The organism is Rhodococcus sp. AD45-ID, from assembly GCF_003023755.1.
GTDB lineage: Bacteria > Actinomycetota > Actinomycetes > Mycobacteriales > Mycobacteriaceae > Rhodococcus_F > Rhodococcus_F globerula.
The window spans coordinates 1,085,243-1,105,410 of the sequence record NZ_PYHL01000001.1 but is presented as its reverse complement, the minus strand read 5'-3'; the positions used below and the strand labels follow the sequence as shown (position 1 = coordinate 1,105,410).

Below are 20,168 nucleotides of genomic sequence, written 5' to 3'. Positions count from 1 at the left end.
GTATCCATCGGGAGGTCTACACAGTTGTGGAGTACCTATGACACGCACCAACGATGAACGCGCGGCGATCGAGATCGCCGCTGCGGCTGGAGAACTTCTGCTCGAACACCGGAAATCCCTCGGTGCGAACGACGTCGATGCCGCGACCTTCAAGGACGCTGCCGATCGGCTCAGTCACGACTTCATCGTCGCCGAACTTGCCCGACGCTTCCCTGCGGATGCGGTGCTGTCGGAGGAAGGCGCTGACGACCTCGCGAGGTTGAATGCGGATCGGGTGTGGATCGTCGACCCGCTCGACGGCACCCGTGAATACGGAGAAGCCGGCCGATCGGATTGGGCCGTGCATGTCGCACTGACCGAAAACGGTGTCCTCACAACAGGTGCGGTCGCGATGCCTGCCCTCGGCGTCACCTATGCAAGTAGTGATGATCGAACCGATCGCGGCGCTACGACGCCGGTACGCGTCGTCGTGTCGCGGACGCGGCGTCCGGAACCGGTCATGCGAATGGCTGACTCGATGGGCGCGGAGCTGATCGAGATGGGCTCTGCCGGCGCCAAAGCGATGGCGGTTGTATCCGGAGAAGCAGATATCTATGCACATGCGGGTGGGCAGTACGAGTGGGATTCGGCGGCCCCTGTTGCCGTCGCACGCGCTGCGGGACTGCATGTTTCGCGTATCGACGGCAGCGAACTTCGCTACAACCAGGAAAACCCGTGGCTGCCGGATCTGCTGATCTGCCGACCTGAACTCGCCCCGAAAGCACTGGAGGAACTGGGCCGATGACCACGACACTGACGCACCTCGAACGGCTCGAAGCCGAGAGCATCCACATCATGCGTGAAGCCGCCTCGCAGAGCGAGAACCCGGTGATGCTGTACTCGGTGGGCAAGGACTCCGCCGTGATGCTGCATCTGGCACGCAAGGCCTTCTACCCGTCGAAGCTGCCGTTTCCGCTGCTGCACGTCGACACCACGTGGAAGTTCCGCGAAATGTACAAACTTCGTGACAGTACCGCTGCTGCGGGCGATCTCGATCTGATCGTCTACACCAATCCGGACTGCGTGAAGCAGGGGATCAACCCGTTCACTCACGGCTCGGCCGTCCATACCGACATGTGGAAAACCGAAGGCCTCAAACAAGCCCTCGATCACTACAAGTTCGACGCGGCATTCGGCGGCGCCCGCCGTGACGAAGAAAAATCCCGGGCCAAGGAACGGATCTTCTCGATCCGATCGGCAGCGCACCGCTGGGATCCGAAGCAGCAGCGACCGGAGCTGTGGCGGATGTACAACGTCCGCAAGGCGCCGGGTGAAAGCCTGCGCGTCTTCCCGCTCTCGAACTGGACCGAGCTCGATGTGTGGGAATACATACGCCAGGAAGAGATTCCGATCGTTCCGCTGTATTTTGCCGACAAGCGTCCCGTCGTCGAACGTGACGGCGCACTGATCATGGTCGACGACGACCGGATGCCCTTGTTGCCGGGAGAAACTCCGGAACTCAAGAGTGTTCGGTTCCGCACCCTCGGCTGCTACCCGCTGACCGGTGCCGTCGAATCGACCGCCACCAGCTTGACCGAGATCATCTCGGAAATGTTGCTCACCACCACCTCCGAACGCCAGGGACGGGTCATCGACCACGACTCGAGTGCGTCGATGGAAAAGAAGAAGCAAGAAGGGTACTTCTGATGACTGTTTCCTCGGATCTGATCGCCGACGACATCGAGGCATACCTCGAGCGCCACGCGAACAAGAGCATGCTGCGATTCATCACGTGCGGCAGCGTCGACGACGGCAAGAGCACCTTGATCGGCCGTCTGCTCTACGAATCGAAACTCGTCTTCGACGATCAGCTGACGGCACTCGAAGCGGATTCGCGCAAGAGCGGCACCCAGGGTGAAGGGCTCGATTTTGCGCTCCTCGTCGACGGTCTCGCAGCCGAACGTGAGCAGGGCATCACGATCGACGTCGCCTATCGCTACTTCACGACAGAACGTCGCAAGTTCGTTGTTGCCGATACTCCCGGGCACGAGCAGTACACCCGAAACATGGTGACCGGCGCATCGACAGCCGATCTCGCGGTGATCCTTGTCGACTCACGCAAAGGCATCCTGACGCAGACGCGTCGGCACTCGTATCTTGTGTCGTTACTCGGGATCAAGCACGTGGTGCTCGCGGTCAACAAACTCGACCTCGTCGACTACTCGCAGGAGGTTTTCGATGCCATCATTGCGGACTACACGAGCTTCGCTCACGAGATCGGTCTCGACGGGTTTGTCGCCATTCCGATGTCGGCGTACAAGGGCGACAATCTCACCGAGCGCAGCGCGAATACCCCGTGGTACTCCGGGCCCAGCCTGATCGAACATCTCGAATCCGTGGACATCGACGATGCCGCCGCCTCGGCTCCGTTCCGGATGCCGGTGCAGTGGGTCAACCGGCCGGACCTCGACTTTCGGGGATTCTCGGGCCAGATCGTCTCCGGGACAGTCTCTCCCGGTGATCCGATCCGCGTGCTCCCCAGTGGAAAGACGTCCACTGTCGAGCGCATCGTGACGATGGGCGGCGACCTCGATGTGGCCGGTGCGGGCCGCTCGGTCACCATCACACTCACCGACGAGATCGACATCAGCCGCGGCGACGTGCTGTCCATCGGTGACAATCCGCCGGCCGTCGCAGACCAGTTCGAGGCCCATATCGTGTGGATGGGCGAGGCGCCCATGCTGCCCGAACGGCCGTTCCTGTGCCAGATCGGTACCGTCACGGTCACTGCGCGCATCACGAAACCGAAACACAAGATCAACGTCAACACACTCGAAAAGACCGCAACGACAACCCTCGAGCTCAACGAAATCGGTGTGTGCAACATCAGTTTCGATCGCGCGGTCCCGTTCGACCCCTACACGGGAAACCGTGACACCGGCAGCTTCATCCTCATCGATCGCCTCACCAACGGCACGGTCGGTGCCGGCATGATCACGCACTCGCTGCGCCGATCCGACAACATTCACTGGCAATCCGTCGACGTGGACGAGGCCGCGCACACCAGGCTCAAGGGACATAAACCCGCCGTTCTGTGGTTCACCGGGCTCTCCGGTTCGGGGAAGTCGACCATCGCCAACGACGTCGAGCGCCAACTGCACGCTCTCGGCGCACACACCTATCTCCTCGACGGAGACAATGTCCGTCACGGTTTGAATCGAGACCTCGGGTTCACCGAAGCCGACCGCGTCGAGAACATCCGCCGCGTCACCGAAGTGACCCGCCTGATGGCGGACGCCGGCCTGATCGTTCTCGCGTCGTTCATTTCGCCGTTCGAGGCCGAGCGTCATGCGGCCCGTGAGTTGATCGGGGACAGCCAGTTCGTCGAGATCTTCATCGATACCGCTCTTGCCGTCGCAGAGGAGCGAGATCCCAAGGGGCTGTACAAGAAGGCTCGACGTGGGGAGTTGGTGAACTTCACCGGCATCGACTCACCGTACGAAGCGCCGCAGAGTCCCGATATTCACATCGACACCAGTGTCACGACGACCGAGGATGCTGCGAGCGTCATTGTCGACTATCTCCGCGCCCGCGGAACCATTTCTTGACCCGCCTGAACATGAGGAGCCTTCATGCCTGACAGGGCTGACATCATTTCTGTCGTAGAAGATTACGTCAAGTATCTCGGAAGCCACGATGTTGACAATCTGGTTGCGCTGTTTGCCGCCGACGCCGTTCAACACGAACCGTTGGGTGTCAAGACCTATCGCGGGGTCGACGAGATTCGCGCATTCGACACGGCAAACGCGCAGGTCGACTTCACAGTCAGCCTGCTCGGTCCGATTTCGGTGACGGGAAAGTACGCAGCAATGCAGCTTCGGGTGCAGCGCGCCGGTATGGCCGACTTCGCTGCCTCCGACCTGTTCGAATTCGACGACAACTGCAAGATTGTCTCGTTGAGTGTGGTTCTCGATCCGCAGGCACTGTGTTGAGCGCTCAGGGCCTGCTGGCCGGCAAAGTAGTCGTGGTGTCGGGAGTCGGCCCGGCGCTTGGTCGTTCGATCGCAGTGCAGAGTGCGGCGGCCGGTGCGAAGGTTGTTCTGGCCGCCCGCACGTCCGAGCGTTTGGAATCGGTGGCAACCGAGATCCGTGATCGCGGCGGAATCGCTTTGGCGGTACCGACGGATCTCACCGACGTCGATTCGATTGCGTCGCTGGCGCAGACTGCCGTTGCTGAGTTCGGTGCCGTGGATTGCCTTGTGAACAATGCCTTTGTCCAACCGGCGCAGGTCCCATTGCTTGAAGCCGACATGGCTTCCATCCAGTCGGGCATCGACATCAACTTGCTTGCGGCGTTGAACGTCACACGCGCATTGGTGCCGGCATTGACCGAGGCGCAGGGGTCCGTCGTGATGGTCACGTCCATGGTGCTGCGCAATCAGCTTCCCGGGTTCGGGGCATACCGCGTGATGAAAGCCGGACTTCTGGCAATGGCCCGCAGTCTGTCGATCGACCTCGGTCCAAAGGGGATTCGAGTCAACTCCGTTGCCCCCGGCTATATCTGGGCGGACTCGGTCAAGAACATGTTCGAGAAGAAGGCTGCGGCCACCGGAGTCGACCCCAAGGTCATTTACGACGAGATCGCAGCGGGCGCCGATCTGCGCCGGCTACCAGAACCCGATGACATTGCCAACGCTGTCGTCTTCCTCCTGTCCGATTCGGCCAGGGCCATCGCCGGGCAATGTCTCGACGTCAACTGCGGTCACACGCACCACTGATCAACACACAAGACCGATCAATTCTCAAAGGACGTGTCATGACACAGGATTACGACGGCATTGGTTCCATCGAGGACTTGCACCAGGCAGCGTGCGAAGAAGCCGGGTACGACGACTTCGGTAGCGACGGCTATCTCGAAGGGCTTCGGGTTCTGCTCGAGTCGTTCCAGCAGGAAGCCGACCTCACTCCGCACGGCAAGGTGATTGCTCGCAAGATGATCATCGGAGCGCTCGCGGGACGACTGACCAGCGAGGCCGGATTCGCGAAACACCCCGAGCACGTCGATGTTCCGATCGAGCGTCCGATCTTCGTAGTCGGGTTGACTCGGACCGGCAGCACCGCGCTACACCGGTTGCTGGGCGCTGACCCGGCGCATCAGGGTGCCGAGATGTGGCTTGCCGAGACGCCGCAGCCGCGCCCGGAGCGCGACAAGTGGTCGGAGAACGAAGATTACGTTCGCTCAGACGCCTTCTACCGAGCCCGTCAGCGCAACGAGGCTGACCTGATGAAGGTGCATTTCATGGGGGCGGAGGAGGTCGAGGAATGTTGGCGGCTACTGCAGCAGACGATGCTCTCGACCGCGTTCGAGACCGTTGCGTACGTACCGAGTTACACCCGGTGGCTGGCGAAGCAGGACTGGACCGAAACGTATGCGCGGCACAAGAAGAACCTGCAGTTGATCGGGCTGCACGATTCGGATCGACGATGGGTGCTCAAGAGTCCGAGCCACGTCTTCGCGATCGACGAGATCATGTCGGTCTATCCGGATGCGTTGTTCGTTCGCACATTCCGGGACCCCCTGACATCGATGGCGTCCACTTTCAGCCTTGCGGAGCAGGGCGGACACGACATGTCGAAGGCCTTCGACCGTCCGGCCATCGGACGCACCCAACTCGACCTGTGGGCGCGCGGTAACGCGAACTTCAACAATGCCCGTACCCGTTACAACTCCGATCAGTTCATCGACGTCGACTACAAGGACTTCATCTCCGACGCGGTCGGCACTGTCGAGAAGATCTACGCGCAGTTCGACCTGCCCTTCACGGACGAGGCTCGGGCCGCGGTGGATGCGTCGCATCAGGCGAGCCTCGCAGAGCACCGTCGTCCGTCACACCGCTATTCGCTCGAGGAGTTCGGCGTGAGCGCCGCCGACGTCGAAGCGAAGTTCGCCGCCAGCTGATTGCTCGAAAAATCCACTAGAACAAGGAGACTCATATGAACGCTACTTGGGAAAAGTTCTGCGCAGATCTGCTCGAGGTCGGGAAGGTCCTCGAAGACGAGATCGTTCCTCAGGATCCGCTGACGCAGGCCGAGGGCGTCCGCTACCTGAGTCGGTTGCTTCGATACGGCACAATCAACTGTGTCGAGTACACCGATCCGCGGTGGCCGCAGTTCACGTCCGCACCGAACCCGAACATGATGACGAAGATCGGTGCCGACAACCCGGACAACGTCTACATGCGCGCCAACATTTCCGGTAAATACAGCTACCGGATCATCGGCAGCCGGGGCACGGTCCCGCTGATCACGTTCGGTTCACGCATCAATCGGTACCACATCGACGGCACGATGCTGCAGACCGGCGATCTGCACATCCACGACCTGGAGGTTGACGAGAACGGCCGTTTCGAGTTCATCGCGAGCGTGGACAAGCCTGCTGAGGGTGCCTGGCTGCCGCTGGCAGCCGACAGCAATCTCATCTCCGTTCGACAGACGTATCGGGATCGACGCAACGAGGTACCCGGTGAGCTGAGTATCGAGTGCCTGAACCCGGACGGCGACTTCGAGCCGCTGAGTCCGGAAGAGTTGGGCGTGCGCCTGGGCAAGTCGGTCGGGATCGTGAAGGGGATGGCGGAGACCTTCCTCGAATGGTCGCGCAAATTCCAACCGCACACCAACGAGATCTTCGACTGGGGACAGGACTACTTCCAGAACGCCGGCGGCGATCCGACGATCTTCTACTTGCACGGGTACTGGAAGCTCGCCGAGGACGAGGCGTGGGTCATCGAGACCGAAGTTCCGAACTGCGAGTACTTCAACTTCGTGCTGCAGAACTTCTGGGTGGAGTCGCTCGACTACAACCGGACGAACATCTACATCAACAACCACACTGCAAAGCTCAACGACGACGGAACCCTGACAATCGTGGTGGCGGCAAAGGATCCGGGTTACGGCAACTGGATCAACACCGATTCGCACGCGGAGGGGACCTGGGCGATGCGCTGGATCAAGGCGGACTCCCACCCGATTCCGACGTCGAAGGTAATCAAGCTCTAAGGCAGGCAGACTCACTCGGTCCTGTGTGAATCGTCGTACTACGTGGTCATATTGGCCGCGTAGTACGACGTTCGCCGCGCGGGATAATGTCACTGGTTCATCTTCAGCAGGGGAATCGTATGCACACCACAGTAATTCGGTCCACTTCCCGCCTGGTTGCGCTCGGTATTGCCGGCGCACTTCTGTTGACCGGCTGCGCGTCGAGTAGCGGCGACTCCTCGGATGCGAATCCCCAGACGCGCAGTGGTGCAGCTGGGTACGTCGGCGCACAGGACGCCGGGGAGCCGATCGGCGGAGGTGCTCTCACCTTCGGGTCCTATTCGTTCCCTTCCTCGCTGGATCCCACCAAAACTCAGGCTGCCGGCTCGACCGGCGGGACCGAAATGGCCGCAATCTACGACACGCTTGTGCGCAGCGACTCCGCAAGCGGGAGCTTCGTGCCACAGCTGGCGAAGTCGCTGACGAATAATGCCGACTTCACCGCGTACACGGTCACCCTGCCCGAGGGCTTGACCTTCAGCGACGGAAGCCCGCTCAACGCGGAAGCGGTGAAGTGGAGCATCGATCGATTCGTGGCGGGCAAGGGGGATGTATCGCAGTCTTGGTTGAACATTGTGGACCGCGTCGAATTGCCGACTGAGACCACTGTCGAGTTTGTGCTCAAACGGCCGTGGCGTCAATTTCCGGCACTGTTGTCGCTCGGCCCCGGAATGATCGTTGCGCGAAGCTCCGACGCAGGGGGAGCGTTCACTCCGATCGGGGCCGGGCCGTTCACCTTGGCCAAGTTCGCGCCGCACGAAGAGTTGATACTCGCAGCGCGCACGGACTACCAGGGAGGTAAACCCCCGCTGGACACGGTGCGGTTTGTTCCCACCGCTGGCGCCCAGGCTCAGTACGAATCGCTGAAGAGCGGTCAGATCGACATGACGTACATCCTTCGCGACGAGGCCGTAATCAAACGTGCTCTCGACGACGGATACTCCGGCTACCTCAGTCCCACCGGTCAGAACGGGATCGGCACGATCAACAACCGCGAGGGCAGGCCAGGAGCCGACGTTCGCGTCCGCCAGGCAATCGCGTACGGGGTGGACCCGGAAGCCGTCAATACACGTGCGAACAACGGATTAGGCACTGCCAGTTCCGAACTGGTACCGGTGTCGTCGCGGTGGTTCAACAACACCGAAGGCGTACCGTTCGATTCGTCGAAGGCAAAGACCTTGCTCGATCAGGCGAAGGCGGACGGATACGACGGCAAGCTCCGCTACCTCACGACCTCGGAACCCGGCCAACAGGCCACCGCATTGACGGTCCAGGCGTCGCTGAACGCCATCGGTTTCGACGTCACCATCGACTACGCAACCGACGTCACGGATCTTGTTCGCCGGGTGTACAAAGACCACGATTTTGACATGACCAGGGGCGGCGCTCCGGTCGGGGAGGAAGCGCCGTACATCAATTTGTACAACAGTATGGCCAGTGATTCGAAGAACAATCCTTCCGGTTTCGCAGATCCGGAAATGGACACGCTGCTCACAGCCGTGCAGACTGCGCCCACCGACGACGCTGTCCGCGACGCCATCAGCAAGGTGCAGGAGTACGCCAACGCGGCTGTGCCCTACGTAATCTGGGGCCCGGCAGCGGTATTGACGGCGTGGGACGACAACATTCACGGCGTCACACGCAACATCACGGACATCATGTTCTTCGACGAAGCCTGGATCTCACCGAAGTGAGTTGACTGTGCGAGACGATCCGGATGGCCGTCCCGGTCATCAGGATCAGTCGAGTGATTGCCTGCTGCAAGGCATTACGGTCGGGTCTGACATGTCAGTCGAGTAGCGATGAAAATGGTGGAACGATGAAGTGGTCGTTGGCGGGCGCGATGATCGACGCTCTGGAACTGTGCGAGTTGGCTCAGGTTACCGAAGAGGCGGGCTTCGACGGTATCGCAATGCCGGATTCCGTGTTCTATCCGGAGCAGGTGTCGGCGCCGTATCCGTACACCGCTGACGGCAAGCGGATGTGGGCCCCCGAGACGCCGATGCCCGATCCTTTCATAGCGATGGCGGCAATGGCTGCGGTGACGTCTCGAATTCAGTTTTACACCAATGTATTCAAGCTTCCGCTTCGTGATCCGTTGTTGACGGCCAAGCAGGTTTCGACCATGGCGGTGATGTCGGGAAACCGCATCGCGATCGGCGTCGGGTTGTCGTGGATTCCCGAGGAGTTCACCTTCACCGGTACGGAGATGCGTACCCGTGGCGCGCGGACCGACGAAGCGATCGAGATCATCAAGGCCGTATGTGCCGGTCGTGGTCCGGAATGGGTTGAATACCACGGCAAACACTACGATTTCGATGCTCTGATGATCAGTCCGGCTCCGGAGATTCCCGTACCGATCTACATCGGCGGGCACAGCGAACCGGGATTGCGCCGCGCCGCGAGGCTGGCTGACGGGTGGATGTCGGTGAACACCACCAAAGCTGAATTAGCCTCTGCCATCGACCGTCTGACGAAGTTGCGGGCCGAGTTCGGCCGTGCCGACGTCCCCTTCGAGATCAACGTCTCGCCCACCGACGTACGCGACATCGATGGATACCGCGAACTCGAGGAGTTGGGCGTCACGGAAATCAGAGTGTCGCCGTGGTATCGCTACGGCGTAGACCCCGGAGATCGTCAGGGAAGACTCGACTCGATTCGACAATTTGCCGACGAGGTCATTTCTCAATACTGATCTATCAGCGTCTGCATCGCCCGGCCGTAGAGTTTTGCCACCTTGTCCCGATCTGCGGTCGGCGCGATGCTCTCGGTGCTGAGCGCGCTCAGCAACCCCGACACCTGGGCGGAGACGAGCAGTGCCCGGGTGTAGGCGTCGTCGCCCGGTAAACGGGCGGCGAGGTTGGTGGCAAATGTGCTTGTCATTTCCCTCAATCGTCCGCGGATGCGGGGACTGTCGGATGCGCGTGTCAGCGCCGTGAACACCGACAGCATTCGGGCGTCTGCCTTGCCGAGGAGAAACGATGCGATCTGCTCGCCGAGCGTGTCGAGCGGGCCGTCGAACTGACCCTCGAAGTAATCCTCGACCGGTGTGGTTTCGAGGAACAGTGCTTCCTTGGATCCGAAATGCCGGATGACCAGAGCCGGATCGATACCGGCAACCTTCGCGATTGCCCGAACGGATGTGCCGCCGAACCCGTGCTCGCCGAACAGTTGGAATGCTGCGGCGCGAATCGCCTCGGGCGTCGAGGGATGATCCGCCTCTGGCGTCTGTCCACTGGGTGTCACGCTATCGACCTCTGTGCTCGCTCTCCCGCCGACCCCGTTGTCAACGCTGTTGACTCTATCGTGTCAACGGTGTTGACTGTTGAGTCTGTCAACGGTGTTGACAGCTAGATGCGGTTAGCGAAAAGAGTGTGAAATATGACAGATACCGACGTCAGGGTCCCGAGCGAAGCGGCGAAGACGACTGATCCACCCACAAACTGGAAGATGGTGGGCGGCGGACTGGCGTTTCCGCTTTTCTTCGTCATCATGTTCTGCCTGTGCTACGTCAGCGCCTTCCACTCGCCGACGCCGAACAACGCGCCGATCGTGGTGGTGGGACCAGCGTCGGTGACCGCGCCCTTGATCGACGGAATCGAAGAAACGTCTGGCGGCAAATTCGACATCGTTGCCACGGATAACGCAGCCGATGCGATCGCTCGGATCGGCAACCGTGACGCCATCGGCGCCATCGAAATCGGTGACACCGTGACCGCGCACATTGCAACCGGTGCCGGTGCCTCCACGGTGTCGGTAGTGACGGGGCTGGCCCATTCCATCGCGGATCAGACGGGGCAGCAGGTGACCTCGGTGGACTCGGCTCCGGTCACCGCGCGTGATTCCTCGACCGTCGGACTGTTCTACTTCCTGATCGTCTGCACCCTCGGTGGTTACCTGACCATGACTGTGCTCAGTCAGGTCGCGCCGAGAATGCGACTGAGAGAGCAATATTCGATTCTCGCCGGCGCGGCAATCCTCACCCCGCTCATCGCCTTCGGAATCACCAGCATCTTCATGCATGCATTTGGCGCGTCGTTCGGTGAGATCCTGCAATTGCTGGGGATTTCGATGGTCTACACCTTCACCGTGGGTGCAGTGTGCATTCTGCTCAACAAACTGCTGGGTCAAGCCGCGATCTTTGCGGTGTTGACGGTACTGGTCTTCATCAACTTCCCGAGTTCGGGCGGCGCTATTCCGGTGTCGTTCCTGCCGGGGTTCTGGCAGCACATTCATTCGTTCTGGCTCGGATCGGCGGCTATGGAGCCCATTCGGTCCGTCATCTACTTCGACGGCAACGGCGCCGGCCCGCACCTGATCGTTCTGGGTGTCTGGTTGGTTGCGGCTCTCGGGTTGACCGGCCTGGTCGCTGCCCGTCAGTCGAAGAAGGCGGCAGCGCAATAAAATTGGTGGGGCCGGGTGCTCCCGGCCCCACCAGATTTCTACTTCAGTCGTACTGCGTCCGTGCCGTCTCCGTCGAGCATCGCCGAACCCAGCAGAGATTCCGGGATTCCGAACCCGTCGATCAAGGTTGCGACATGCGGGCGCAGGGTGCGGCAGCGTTCGTTGATGCCGCGCGTGACGGCCTTCGAGCGCTCGACCGACAGATGCCGGTGCTCCATGAACCAGGCTTTGTCTGCTTCGATGACGGAGAGCGCGTAAAGGTCGCACACCTCGCCGAGAAGATCTTTTGCTGTCTCGTCCTCACATGAATCGATGCCGGCAACAAAGGCTTCCAGGATGACGCGCTCGATGTGCGCCTGCGCGGCTTTCAGCACGTGGTCCTGCACGAAGTTGAAGGCGTCGAACGGATTCTCCTCCCTCTTCTGTGCGGCCTGCAATCTCCGTGCGGCAGTGGAAAGCAGGTACTCTTCGCGGTCCTCGAACATCTTCATCTGAGTGCCGCGATTGAAGAGGCTGCCATCCTCCTCGTTGTCCTGCCGAGTGTCGACAATCGTCTGCAGGATCTGTTGGGCCGCAGTACGTTTCTTGACCACATCGGAGACCGTCGTGGCGGCGAAACGCATCCAGTCGACCGGGCTCATGCCGCGAACTTCGTCGGCGTAGGAGGTGAGCAGTTCCTTGGCGACCAACTGTGTCAGCACATGGTTGTCGCCTTCGAAAGTCGTGAAGACGTCGGTGTCCGCTTTCAATGCCGTGAGACGGTTCTCCGCGAGATAGCCTGCGCCGCCGCAGGCTTCGCGTGCCTCCTGAATAGCGCGAGTGGCATGCCACGTGTTGGCGGCCTTGAGTCCGGCGGCGCGACCCTCGAGTTCGCGCTGCTCCTGAGGATCAGGGTTCTCGCTGCTCTGGATGTCATGCATCGCGGCAACAAGTTCGTTCTGCGCGAACTGCAATGCGTACGAGCGGGCGATCAACGGCAGCAGGCGCTTCTGATGGACGAGGTAGTCCATGATCAGGACTTCATTGTCACTCTTGGGGGCGCTGAATTGCCTGCGCTGCAGGGCGTACCGACCCGCGATGGCCAAGCCGACACGTGCTGCCGCTGCTGCGGAACCGCCAACAGTGACGCGTCCGCGAACCAACGTGCCCACCATCGTGAAGAAGCGGCGGTTCGGGTTGTCGATTGCGGAACTGTACGTGCCATCCTCGGCAACGTCGGCGTATCGATTGAGCAGGTTGTCGCGAGGGATACGCACGTGATCGAACATGATGCGCCCGTTGTCGACTCCGGGCAGTCCGCCCTTGAAGCCGCAATCCGACGTCGTGACGCCAGGAAGGTCGTTTCCGGCGGCATCGCGGATCGGAACGACGAAGCAGTGCACGCCCTGGCTTTCGCCTCCGGTGATGAGTTGCGCGAACACTGCTGCGACGGTGGCATGTTCAGCGGCCCCGCCGATGTAGTCCTTACGCGAGGACGGAGTGGGGGAGTCGATGACGAATTCGCCGGTGGCCGCGTCGTAGGTCGCGGTGGTCTCGAGTTCCTGGACATCGCTGCCATGACCGGTTTCGGTCATGGCAAAACACCCGAGAAGTTCCAGGTCGATGAGGGGTTTGACGTAAGCCTGGTGGTGGCGTTCGGTGCCGAGGTTCTCGATGGCTCCGCCGAACAGTCCCCACTGGACGCCGGCCTTGACCATGAGAGACAAGTCGGACATTGCGAGCATTTCGATACTGGTTACGGCGCCGCCCGCATCTCCGGTTCCGCCGTGCGCTACCGCGAAACCGTTTGCGGCATAACCGAGATCGGCAAGAACTCGCATCTGTTCGAGGGTCTTGGCGCGGGCGATGGCGAGATTCGGAGTGAAATGCGGAGCAAAACGCTCGTCGGACAGTTCGCCGCGAACTCGCTCCCGCACCTCCCGCCAGCGTCCGTCGAGAGTATTCCTGAGGTGGTCCGCTGTGGTGGCCATGGGATCGACCCTAGCGCGAGGGTGCGACCTGTCAGCAGTTTCCTCAGCAGTTTCCAGCGGCGCCGGCTTCGATTCCTTCTCGGAACAGTTGTTTGTCGGCTTCCGGCATCGCTTGATACGACGGGTCGTTCTCCACGATTTTCAGGAAGTCCGCCGCAGCGTCCGCCGGGGCTCCGCCGCTCTGCGTCTGCTGCGTGACGTAGACCGACACAGCCGAGCAACCACCGAGAAAGGCAGGCTCGGTCCGGGGCACGGCGGGGACCGAACTGACGGACGAATTGGCAGCGGAAGTCACCGTCGTAGCGCTCGGGGCCTCGGTTTCCCCGTCGGAGCTGCAGGATGTGACAAGAATCGCAACTGGAATCAACAGCGTGGTCAGCAGTCGCCTCATAGCCCAAATAGTCCCATAATTGGCCTGTTGGGGCCGGAAAACGCACTTCGGCGCCGTAACTCCTACACCCTGTCGTTGTCAGATTCGACAGAACTGGGACACTGGAGGTCGTGACTGTGTCTTCCGGTGATTTCGACGTGCATGCAACGAACTCGGCTCGGCTCTTCGAGCGTGCCGGCAAGGTTATTCCAGGCGGCGTCAATTCGCCGGTCCGAGCGTTCGGTTCGGTGGGTGGAACACCCCGATTCATCCGTGAGGCGTCCGGCTACACGCTGACCGACGTCGACGACAACAAGTACGTCGATCTCGTGTCGTCGTGGGGGCCGATGATCCTCGGACACGCCCATCCCGCAGTCGTGGAAGCCGTCCGCGAGGCAGCCCTCGGCGGACTGTCCTTCGGTGCTCCCACCGAAGGTGAAATCGCGCTGGCCGAAGAAATCGTTGCCAGGGTCGCCCCCGTCGAGAAGGTTCGCCTCGTCAACTCCGGCACCGAGGCCACCATGAGCGCCGTGCGCCTGGCTCGCGGATTCACCGGTCGCACCAAGATCATCAAGTTCTCCGGCTGCTATCACGGTCACGTCGACGCATTGCTTGCCGACGCCGGATCGGGTCTTGCCACCTTCGGACTGCCCACATCACCCGGTGTGACCGGCGCACAGGCCGAAGACACCATCGTGGTCCGCTACAACGATCTCGACGCCGTCGCCGCGGCATTCGCAGCCAACCCGGACGCCGTCGCGTGTGTCATCACCGAGGCCGCTGCCGGAAACATGGGTGCCGTCGCGCCGCTGCCCGGTTTCAACGAGGGACTGCGCGCGCTCACCCGCGAGCACGGCGCTCTGCTGATCATGGACGAGGTGATGACGGGATTCCGCGTCAGCGCGTCCGGTTGGTACGGCATCGACAACGTCGCCGGCGACCTCTACACCTTCGGCAAGGTCATGAGCGGCGGTCTTCCGGCCGCGGCATTCGGCGGTCGCGCCGACATCATGGGCCATCTCGCACCGGACGGCCCGGTCTACCAGGCAGGCACCCTCTCCGGTAACCCGGTTGCCGTCGCTGCCGGTCTCGCCAATCTTCGCGCTGCCGACGCCGAGGTGTACGCCAAGCTCGGAAAGAACGCCACCACCCTCGGCACGCTCATGTCCAATGCGCTCACCGCAGAAGGCGTCGTCCACCAGGTGCAGTACGCGGGCACACTGGTCAGCGTGTTCTTCTCCGAAAACACCGTCACGAACTACGACGAGGCGAAGGCCGCGCAGACGTGGCGGTTCCCCGCGTTCTTCCACGAACTGCTCGCTCGCGGTGTGTACGCGCCGCCGAGTGCGTTCGAAGCGTGGTTCGTCTCGGCCGCGCTCGACGATCGGGCATTCTCGATCATCGCCGACGCTCTGCCGCACGCAGCAAAGGCTGCCGCAGCAGCCGTCAAGCCCTGAGACATGCACGATCCCGCTATTCCTTCAGCCCGCACCTACTTCAGCTAGGACTCTCGACTGTGACCGACGTCGACCATCCAGACCACACGTCCACCCGCACGATCGTGCATGTGCTTCGCCATGGTGAAGTGCACAACCCGCGCGGGATCCTGTACGGACGGCTACCGGGATTCCGGTTGTCGGTGGCGGGTGAGGCGCAGGCACGGGCGGTCGCGGCTGTTCTTGCCGATCACGACATCACCCATGTTGTCGCGTCGCCGTTGCAGCGGGCACAGGAAACCGCGACTCCGATCGCCGAGGCTCACGGCGTCGACATCACGACCGACGACAACGTCATCGAAGCCGGCAACGAGTTCGAAGGCCTCAAGGTTGCCGTCGGTGACGGCGCACTCTCGCGCCCGCGGCACTGGTGGAAGTTGCGCGATCCGTTCACTCCGTCATGGGGCGAGCCCTACCTGCAGATTGCGCATCGCATGCTCGCTGCCGTGAATGCCGCTCGCGTTGCTGCCGTCGGACACGAAGCTGTCATCGTCAGCCATCAGTTGCCGGTGTGGACTTTGCGACGGTTCCTGCAGGGCGAGCGCCTGTGGCACGACCCGCGTCACCGCCAGTGCGGCCTGGCGTCGCTCACATCGCTCGTCTACGAAGGCGACACTCTCGTCGACATCATCTACTCCGAGCCGGCAGGCGCATCCGATCCGAGAGTGACTGGAGCATGATTTTCCGCAAGGTCGCAGTAGCAGTCGCCACGGCTGCTGCAGCGATGCTCGTTCTCTCGTCCTGCGCGACCGGCGACGACGCCGTCGCAACGGGCGGCACGTTCGACTTCGTCTCGCCGGGTGGCCAGACGAAGATCTTCTACGATCCGCCGTCCGATCGCGGCACCATCGGAAAGCTCACCGGGCCGGATCTGATGACTGAAGACGCAACTGTCGCCCTCAGCGATTTCGAGGACAAAGTTGTCGTCCTCAATGTCTGGGGCCAGTGGTGTGGCCCGTGCCGCGCCGAAGCCGACGACTTGGAGCAGGTCTACGAGCAGACGCGTGATTCCGGAGTGCAGTTCCTCGGCATCAACGTTCGCGACGACACCAAGAACAAGGCACAGGACTTTGTCGTCGACAACAAGGTCTCGTACCCGTCGATCTACGACCCGTCGATGCGATCGCTGATCGCACTCGGCAAGGGATACCCGACATCGGTCATCCCGACCACCATCGTCCTCGACCGCCAGCACCGCGTTGCCGCTGTGTTCCTGCAGGAATTGCTTGCCGAGGATCTTCTGCCCGTGGTCGAACGAGTGGCAGCGGAAGAGCCTGCGCAGCAATGACACTCGCAAGTACTGAAACACTCGGCGCCGGCGTCGGTGAAGCATTTCAAAATGCCGCCTCGTCCGGGCCGCTATTTCTTGCACTGGGCGCGTGCCTGCTCGCCGGTCTGGTCTCGTTTGCCTCACCGTGCGTAGTGCCGCTCGTTCCCGGTTACCTGTCCTACCTGGCCGGGGTGGTCGGTGCGGACGCTCCGGCAATCACGGCAGACGAAGCCAGGACGCGAACTATTGCCCGCAGTAGCCGTCTGCGAGTGGCAGGCGCCGCCGGACTTTTCGTGGCCGGCTTCACCGTCGTCTTCGTGTTGGCGACGGCTTCCGTGTTCGGGGTCATCTCCACCCTGCTGATCAACCGCGACGTGCTGATGCGCGTCGGCGGCGTAGTGACTATCGCGATGGGTCTCGTGTTCATCGGCTTGGTGCCCGCGCTGCAGAAAGACGTCCGCTTCGAGCCGCGTCGAGTGTCCTCCCTGGTGGGCGCTCCGCTACTCGGGGGTGTTTTTGCGCTCGGCTGGACGCCCTGCCTTGGCCCGACGCTTGCCGGTGTGATGTCCGTGGCCGCCGGAACCGAAGGTATGACCGCGGCTCGCGGTGTCACGTTGATCGTGGCGTACTGCATCGGGCTCGGCTTGCCGTTCATCATTCTGGCTCTCGGGTCGGCTCGCGCCTTGAACGGTGTCGGTTGGCTGCGCCGCAACGCGCGAACAATTCAGATTTTCGGCGGAATCATGTTGGTGGCGGTGGGTATTGCCCTCGTCACGGGCGCGTGGGACCAGTTCGTCGGCTGGGTTCGTGACGCATTTATCTCGGAGGTGACGCTGCCGATATGACAGCTGACGACAATCACGACAACTCGACTTCGGCATTGCCTCGGCAGTCGACGATCGGCCGAGTCATCGCGCTCGGACGCAACACGTGGCGCGGTCTCACCTCGATGAAGACGGCGCTCGTGCTGCTGTTCCTCCTCGCAATCGCCGCTATTCCAGGCGCGCTGTTGCCACAGCGTTCCCTCAACGAGGGCAAGGTAGCCGAATACATCGCCGCGCGGCCCACCTTGGGTCCGTGGATGGACAAGCTCGAACTGTTCGACGTGTTCAGCAGCTTCTGGTTCACCGCGATCTACGCCCTGCTGTTCATCTCACTCGTCGGCTGCATCTTGCCGCGCTGCGTCGAACACGCAAAGGCTCTGCGTACCCGCCCGGTGGCGGCGCCGCGCAACCTCTCCCGCTTGCCGCACCACACGTCGGCCGTCGTCCCTGGCGAGACGCCCGAACAGTTGGCGGCGCGTCTGTCCAAGGAACTCAAAGGATGGCGCGTCGAAACCCGCACCGACGACGCGCGGTCGAAGCGCGACGGTGAAATCACGATCTCGGCGGAGAAGGGGTACCTCCGTGAATTCGGTAACCTCGTTTTCCACCTCTCGCTCGTCGGGCTCCTGATTGCCATCGCCGCCGGAAAGCTGTTCGGCTACGAGGGCAACCGCATCGTGATCGCCAACGACGGACCGGGATTCTGCACGACGTCGCCTGCCGCCTTCGACTCCTTCATCGCCGGACTCGAGCTCGACGGCACCGGGATGACGCCGCTGTGTTTACGGGTCAAGAACTTCGAGGCCGACTACCTCGAAACCGGACAGGCCGAGATGTTCACCTCGGACATCGCGTACCAGTCGGGCGATGACATCGACTCCGACACTTGGCGCGACACGACCATCGCGGTGAACCACCCACTGCGCATTGCCGGTGATCGCGTGTACCTGCAGGGCCACGGTTACGCACCGACCTTCACGGTCACTTTCCCCAACGGGGAGACCCGCACCGAGACTCTGCAGTGGCGACCCGACGATGCCGTCACCTTCCTGAGCAGTGGTGCGATGCGCTTCGACCCGCCAGGCGGCATGTACCCGGATGCCGACGAGCGACGCAAGAATCAGATCGCCATCGAAGGATTGTTCGCGCCGACGGCACTGTTCCACGGAAATCTGCTGTCGTCGAGCTTCCCGGCGATGAACGATCCGGCCGTTGCCATCGACATCTACAAGGGTGACACCGGACTGGACACCGGTAATCCGCAGTCGCTGTTCGAGCTCAACACCGAACTAATCAATCAGGGCCGACTGGTCAAGCAGGAACGTGTCAACCTGATGCCCGGCGAGAGCGCAACATTGGCGGACGGCACGCAGGTACGATTCGACGGCGCCGTCGACTTCGTCAACCTGCAGGTTTCGCACGACCCGGCTCAGCAGTGGGTCCTGGTCTCGGCACTGACGATGATGGCGGGGCTACTGGTTTCGCTGCTGATCAAGCGTCGCAGAATCTGGGCCCGTATCTATCTCGACGACGAACGACGTACGGTAGTAGAGCTCGGCGGACTTGCCCGTACCGACCACGCCGGCTGGGGCGACGAGTTCGATCGTCTCGCAGATCGACTACTAGACAGCCACTCGACTAACTCGGTGACCACACCGCACGTGCAGGAGAATGCCCGATGACAACCAACGAGACTCTCGCTCAGTACAGCGACTGGGCCTTCAAATCAGCCTTCACGGTGCTGGTTCTGGCGTTTGTGCTGCTGATCGTCGAGTACGCGTCGGCTCGCGCCAAATCCGTTCAGGAGAAGGAACTGGTTGCCGCAGGTGGTGGGGACGCCCTCACTCCGGGGCGCGTGACCGAGCAGCCGGTCAAGCCGCTCTCCGAGCGCTTCGGCGGGATGGGCCGCGCAGTCCTGGTTGTCGGCACCGTTCTGATCATCGCGTCGATCGTGCTCCGTGGATTTGCCACCTCGCGATTCCCGCTCGGCAACATGTACGAGTTTGTTGCCATGGCGTGTGCTGCAGCGTTGTTGGTCGGTCACGTTCTGCTGGCCAAGGCAACGTACCGATCGATGTGGGTCTTCCTGCTCGTACCGGTGCTGATTCTGATGTTCCTTGCCGGAACAATCCTCTACGCCGACGCCGCTCCCGTGGTTCCCGCACTGCGGTCCTACTGGCTGCCGATTCACGTGACCATCGTGAGCGTCGGATCCGGCATCTTCATGATCGGTGGCATCGCCAGCATCCTGTTCCTGCTGCGCCTCAAGTTCCCGCCCGGTGAAGAAGGTTCTGGCATCGGTGGCCGGATCGCCGAGCGGCTTCCCGACGCACAGACACTCGACCGCCTGGCGTACAAGAGCACCATCATCGCCTTCCCGCTGTTCGGTGCCGGAGTCATCCTGGGTGCTATCTGGGCGGAAGCGGCCTGGGGCCGGTTCTGGGGCTGGGATCCCAAGGAAACGGTGTCCTTCATCGCCTGGGTGATTTACGCCGCGTACCTGCACGCCCGCGCAACATCCGGATGGCGTGAGACGAAAGCCGCCTGGATCAACATCGCAGGTTTTGTGGCAATGCTCTTCAATCTGTTCATCATCAACATGGTTGTGTCCGGCTTGCATTCCTACGCGGGGCTGACCTGAGTCGATCCGGTACGGTGGGTTGTCGCCGACCGGTCGGGTTTTGTGCCCGCCCAGTGCAGCTGCGGCGGGGTACACGGTAGCCGGGTACCAGCCACGAAACTAGCTACGCGATAGCTGTAT

Annotated in this window: 19 protein-coding genes; 16 read left to right on the top strand and 3 right to left on the bottom strand. The window is 61.8% G+C overall.

All coding sequences use genetic code 11. The features are described from left to right. Positions 1 to 37: 37 nt before the first annotated feature. The 9 genes from C7T36_RS04980 to C7T36_RS04940 all read left to right on the top strand — a co-directional run bounded on the left by C7T36_RS04980 (position 38) and on the right by C7T36_RS04940 (position 9,768). Positions 38 to 784, top strand: a complete 747-nt coding sequence (locus C7T36_RS04980; protein ID WP_033235482.1) for a 3'(2'),5'-bisphosphate nucleotidase CysQ — start codon at positions 38 to 40, stop codon at positions 782 to 784. Next, on the top strand, positions 781 to 1,686 hold the full coding sequence (gene cysD / locus C7T36_RS04975) for a sulfate adenylyltransferase subunit CysD (protein ID WP_045063838.1): 906 nt from the start codon (positions 781 to 783) through the stop codon (positions 1,684 to 1,686). The genes C7T36_RS04980 and cysD overlap by 4 nt, the downstream gene beginning before the upstream one ends. Continuing rightward, positions 1,686 to 3,587 (top strand): sulfate adenylyltransferase subunit CysN, encoded by a 1,902-nt coding sequence (cysN, locus tag C7T36_RS04970; RefSeq protein ID WP_045063835.1) that lies wholly within the window; start codon positions 1,686 to 1,688, stop codon positions 3,585 to 3,587. Before cysD ends, cysN begins: the two co-directional genes overlap by 1 nt. 24 nt (positions 3,588 to 3,611) lie before the next feature. Continuing rightward, a complete protein-coding gene (locus C7T36_RS04965; protein WP_045063833.1) occupies positions 3,612 to 3,971 on the top strand; it encodes a nuclear transport factor 2 family protein in 360 nt (119 codons plus the stop codon). Then, complete coding sequence (locus C7T36_RS04960; protein ID WP_033235478.1) at positions 3,965 to 4,756, top strand: SDR family oxidoreductase; 792 nt, start codon at positions 3,965 to 3,967, stop codon at positions 4,754 to 4,756. The genes C7T36_RS04965 and C7T36_RS04960 overlap by 7 nt, the downstream gene beginning before the upstream one ends. A gap of 38 nt (positions 4,757 to 4,794) precedes the next feature. Further along, complete coding sequence (locus tag C7T36_RS04955; RefSeq protein ID WP_045063831.1) at positions 4,795 to 5,937, top strand: sulfotransferase; 1,143 nt, start codon at positions 4,795 to 4,797, stop codon at positions 5,935 to 5,937. A gap of 35 nt (positions 5,938 to 5,972) precedes the next feature. Continuing rightward, positions 5,973 to 7,034 (top strand): DUF1214 domain-containing protein, encoded by a 1,062-nt coding sequence (locus C7T36_RS04950; protein ID WP_045063830.1) that lies wholly within the window; start codon positions 5,973 to 5,975, stop codon positions 7,032 to 7,034. Positions 7,035 to 7,153: 119 nt separating this feature from the next. Continuing rightward, positions 7,154 to 8,767, top strand: coding sequence for an ABC transporter substrate-binding protein (locus tag C7T36_RS04945; protein ID WP_045066578.1), 1,614 nt, complete (start codon positions 7,154 to 7,156; stop codon positions 8,765 to 8,767). A gap of 125 nt (positions 8,768 to 8,892) precedes the next feature. Continuing rightward, entirely contained in the window at positions 8,893 to 9,768 is an 876-nt protein-coding gene (locus C7T36_RS04940) for a TIGR03619 family F420-dependent LLM class oxidoreductase (protein ID WP_045063828.1), read from the top strand. Here the strand turns inward: C7T36_RS04940 and C7T36_RS04935 are convergent. Further along, positions 9,759 to 10,319: a TetR/AcrR family transcriptional regulator gene (locus C7T36_RS04935; RefSeq protein WP_045063826.1), complete on the bottom strand. Its 561-nt coding sequence runs from the start codon at positions 10,317 to 10,319 to the stop codon at positions 9,759 to 9,761. The genes C7T36_RS04940 and C7T36_RS04935 overlap by 10 nt on opposite strands. A gap of 135 nt (positions 10,320 to 10,454) precedes the next feature. Between C7T36_RS04935 and C7T36_RS04930 the strand changes: the two genes are divergently transcribed. Then, entirely contained in the window at positions 10,455 to 11,477 is a 1,023-nt protein-coding gene (locus C7T36_RS04930; RefSeq protein ID WP_045063824.1) for an ABC transporter permease, read from the top strand. Positions 11,478 to 11,515: 38 nt separating this feature from the next. Here C7T36_RS04930 and C7T36_RS04925 read toward each other — a convergent pair whose 3' ends face one another. Both C7T36_RS04925 and C7T36_RS04920 read right to left on the bottom strand, forming a co-directional pair. Continuing rightward, positions 11,516 to 13,447, bottom strand: a complete 1,932-nt coding sequence (locus C7T36_RS04925) for an acyl-CoA dehydrogenase (protein WP_045063823.1) — start codon at positions 13,445 to 13,447, stop codon at positions 11,516 to 11,518. A gap of 43 nt (positions 13,448 to 13,490) precedes the next feature. Further along, positions 13,491 to 13,838 (bottom strand): hypothetical protein, encoded by a 348-nt coding sequence (locus C7T36_RS04920; protein WP_033235471.1) that lies wholly within the window; start codon positions 13,836 to 13,838, stop codon positions 13,491 to 13,493. A 110-nt stretch (positions 13,839 to 13,948) separates the two neighbouring features. Between C7T36_RS04920 and hemL the strand changes: the two genes are divergently transcribed. Genes hemL through ccsB form a run of 6 tightly spaced genes read left to right on the top strand, consistent with a single transcriptional unit; the run spans position 13,949 to position 20,048 of the window. Further along, positions 13,949 to 15,274 (top strand): glutamate-1-semialdehyde 2,1-aminomutase, encoded by a 1,326-nt coding sequence (gene hemL / locus C7T36_RS04915; protein ID WP_045063822.1) that lies wholly within the window; start codon positions 13,949 to 13,951, stop codon positions 15,272 to 15,274. A gap of 59 nt (positions 15,275 to 15,333) precedes the next feature. Continuing rightward, positions 15,334 to 15,993 carry a histidine phosphatase family protein gene (locus tag C7T36_RS04910; protein WP_033235469.1) on the top strand — a complete coding sequence of 220 codons (660 nt, stop codon included), beginning with the start codon at positions 15,334 to 15,336 and terminating at the stop codon, positions 15,991 to 15,993. Beyond that, positions 15,990 to 16,601, top strand: a complete 612-nt coding sequence (locus C7T36_RS04905; RefSeq protein ID WP_033235468.1) for a TlpA disulfide reductase family protein — start codon at positions 15,990 to 15,992, stop codon at positions 16,599 to 16,601. Before C7T36_RS04910 ends, C7T36_RS04905 begins: the two co-directional genes overlap by 4 nt. After that, entirely contained in the window at positions 16,598 to 17,428 is an 831-nt protein-coding gene (locus C7T36_RS04900) for a cytochrome c biogenesis CcdA family protein (protein WP_033235467.1), read from the top strand. Before C7T36_RS04905 ends, C7T36_RS04900 begins: the two co-directional genes overlap by 4 nt. Then, on the top strand, positions 17,425 to 19,089 hold the full coding sequence (locus C7T36_RS04895) for a cytochrome c biogenesis protein ResB (protein WP_033235466.1): 1,665 nt from the start codon (positions 17,425 to 17,427) through the stop codon (positions 19,087 to 19,089). The genes C7T36_RS04900 and C7T36_RS04895 overlap by 4 nt, the downstream gene beginning before the upstream one ends. Further along, positions 19,086 to 20,048: a c-type cytochrome biogenesis protein CcsB gene (ccsB, locus tag C7T36_RS04890; RefSeq protein ID WP_045063821.1), complete on the top strand. Its 963-nt coding sequence runs from the start codon at positions 19,086 to 19,088 to the stop codon at positions 20,046 to 20,048. Before C7T36_RS04895 ends, ccsB begins: the two co-directional genes overlap by 4 nt. Positions 20,049 to 20,168 lie beyond the last annotated feature (120 nt).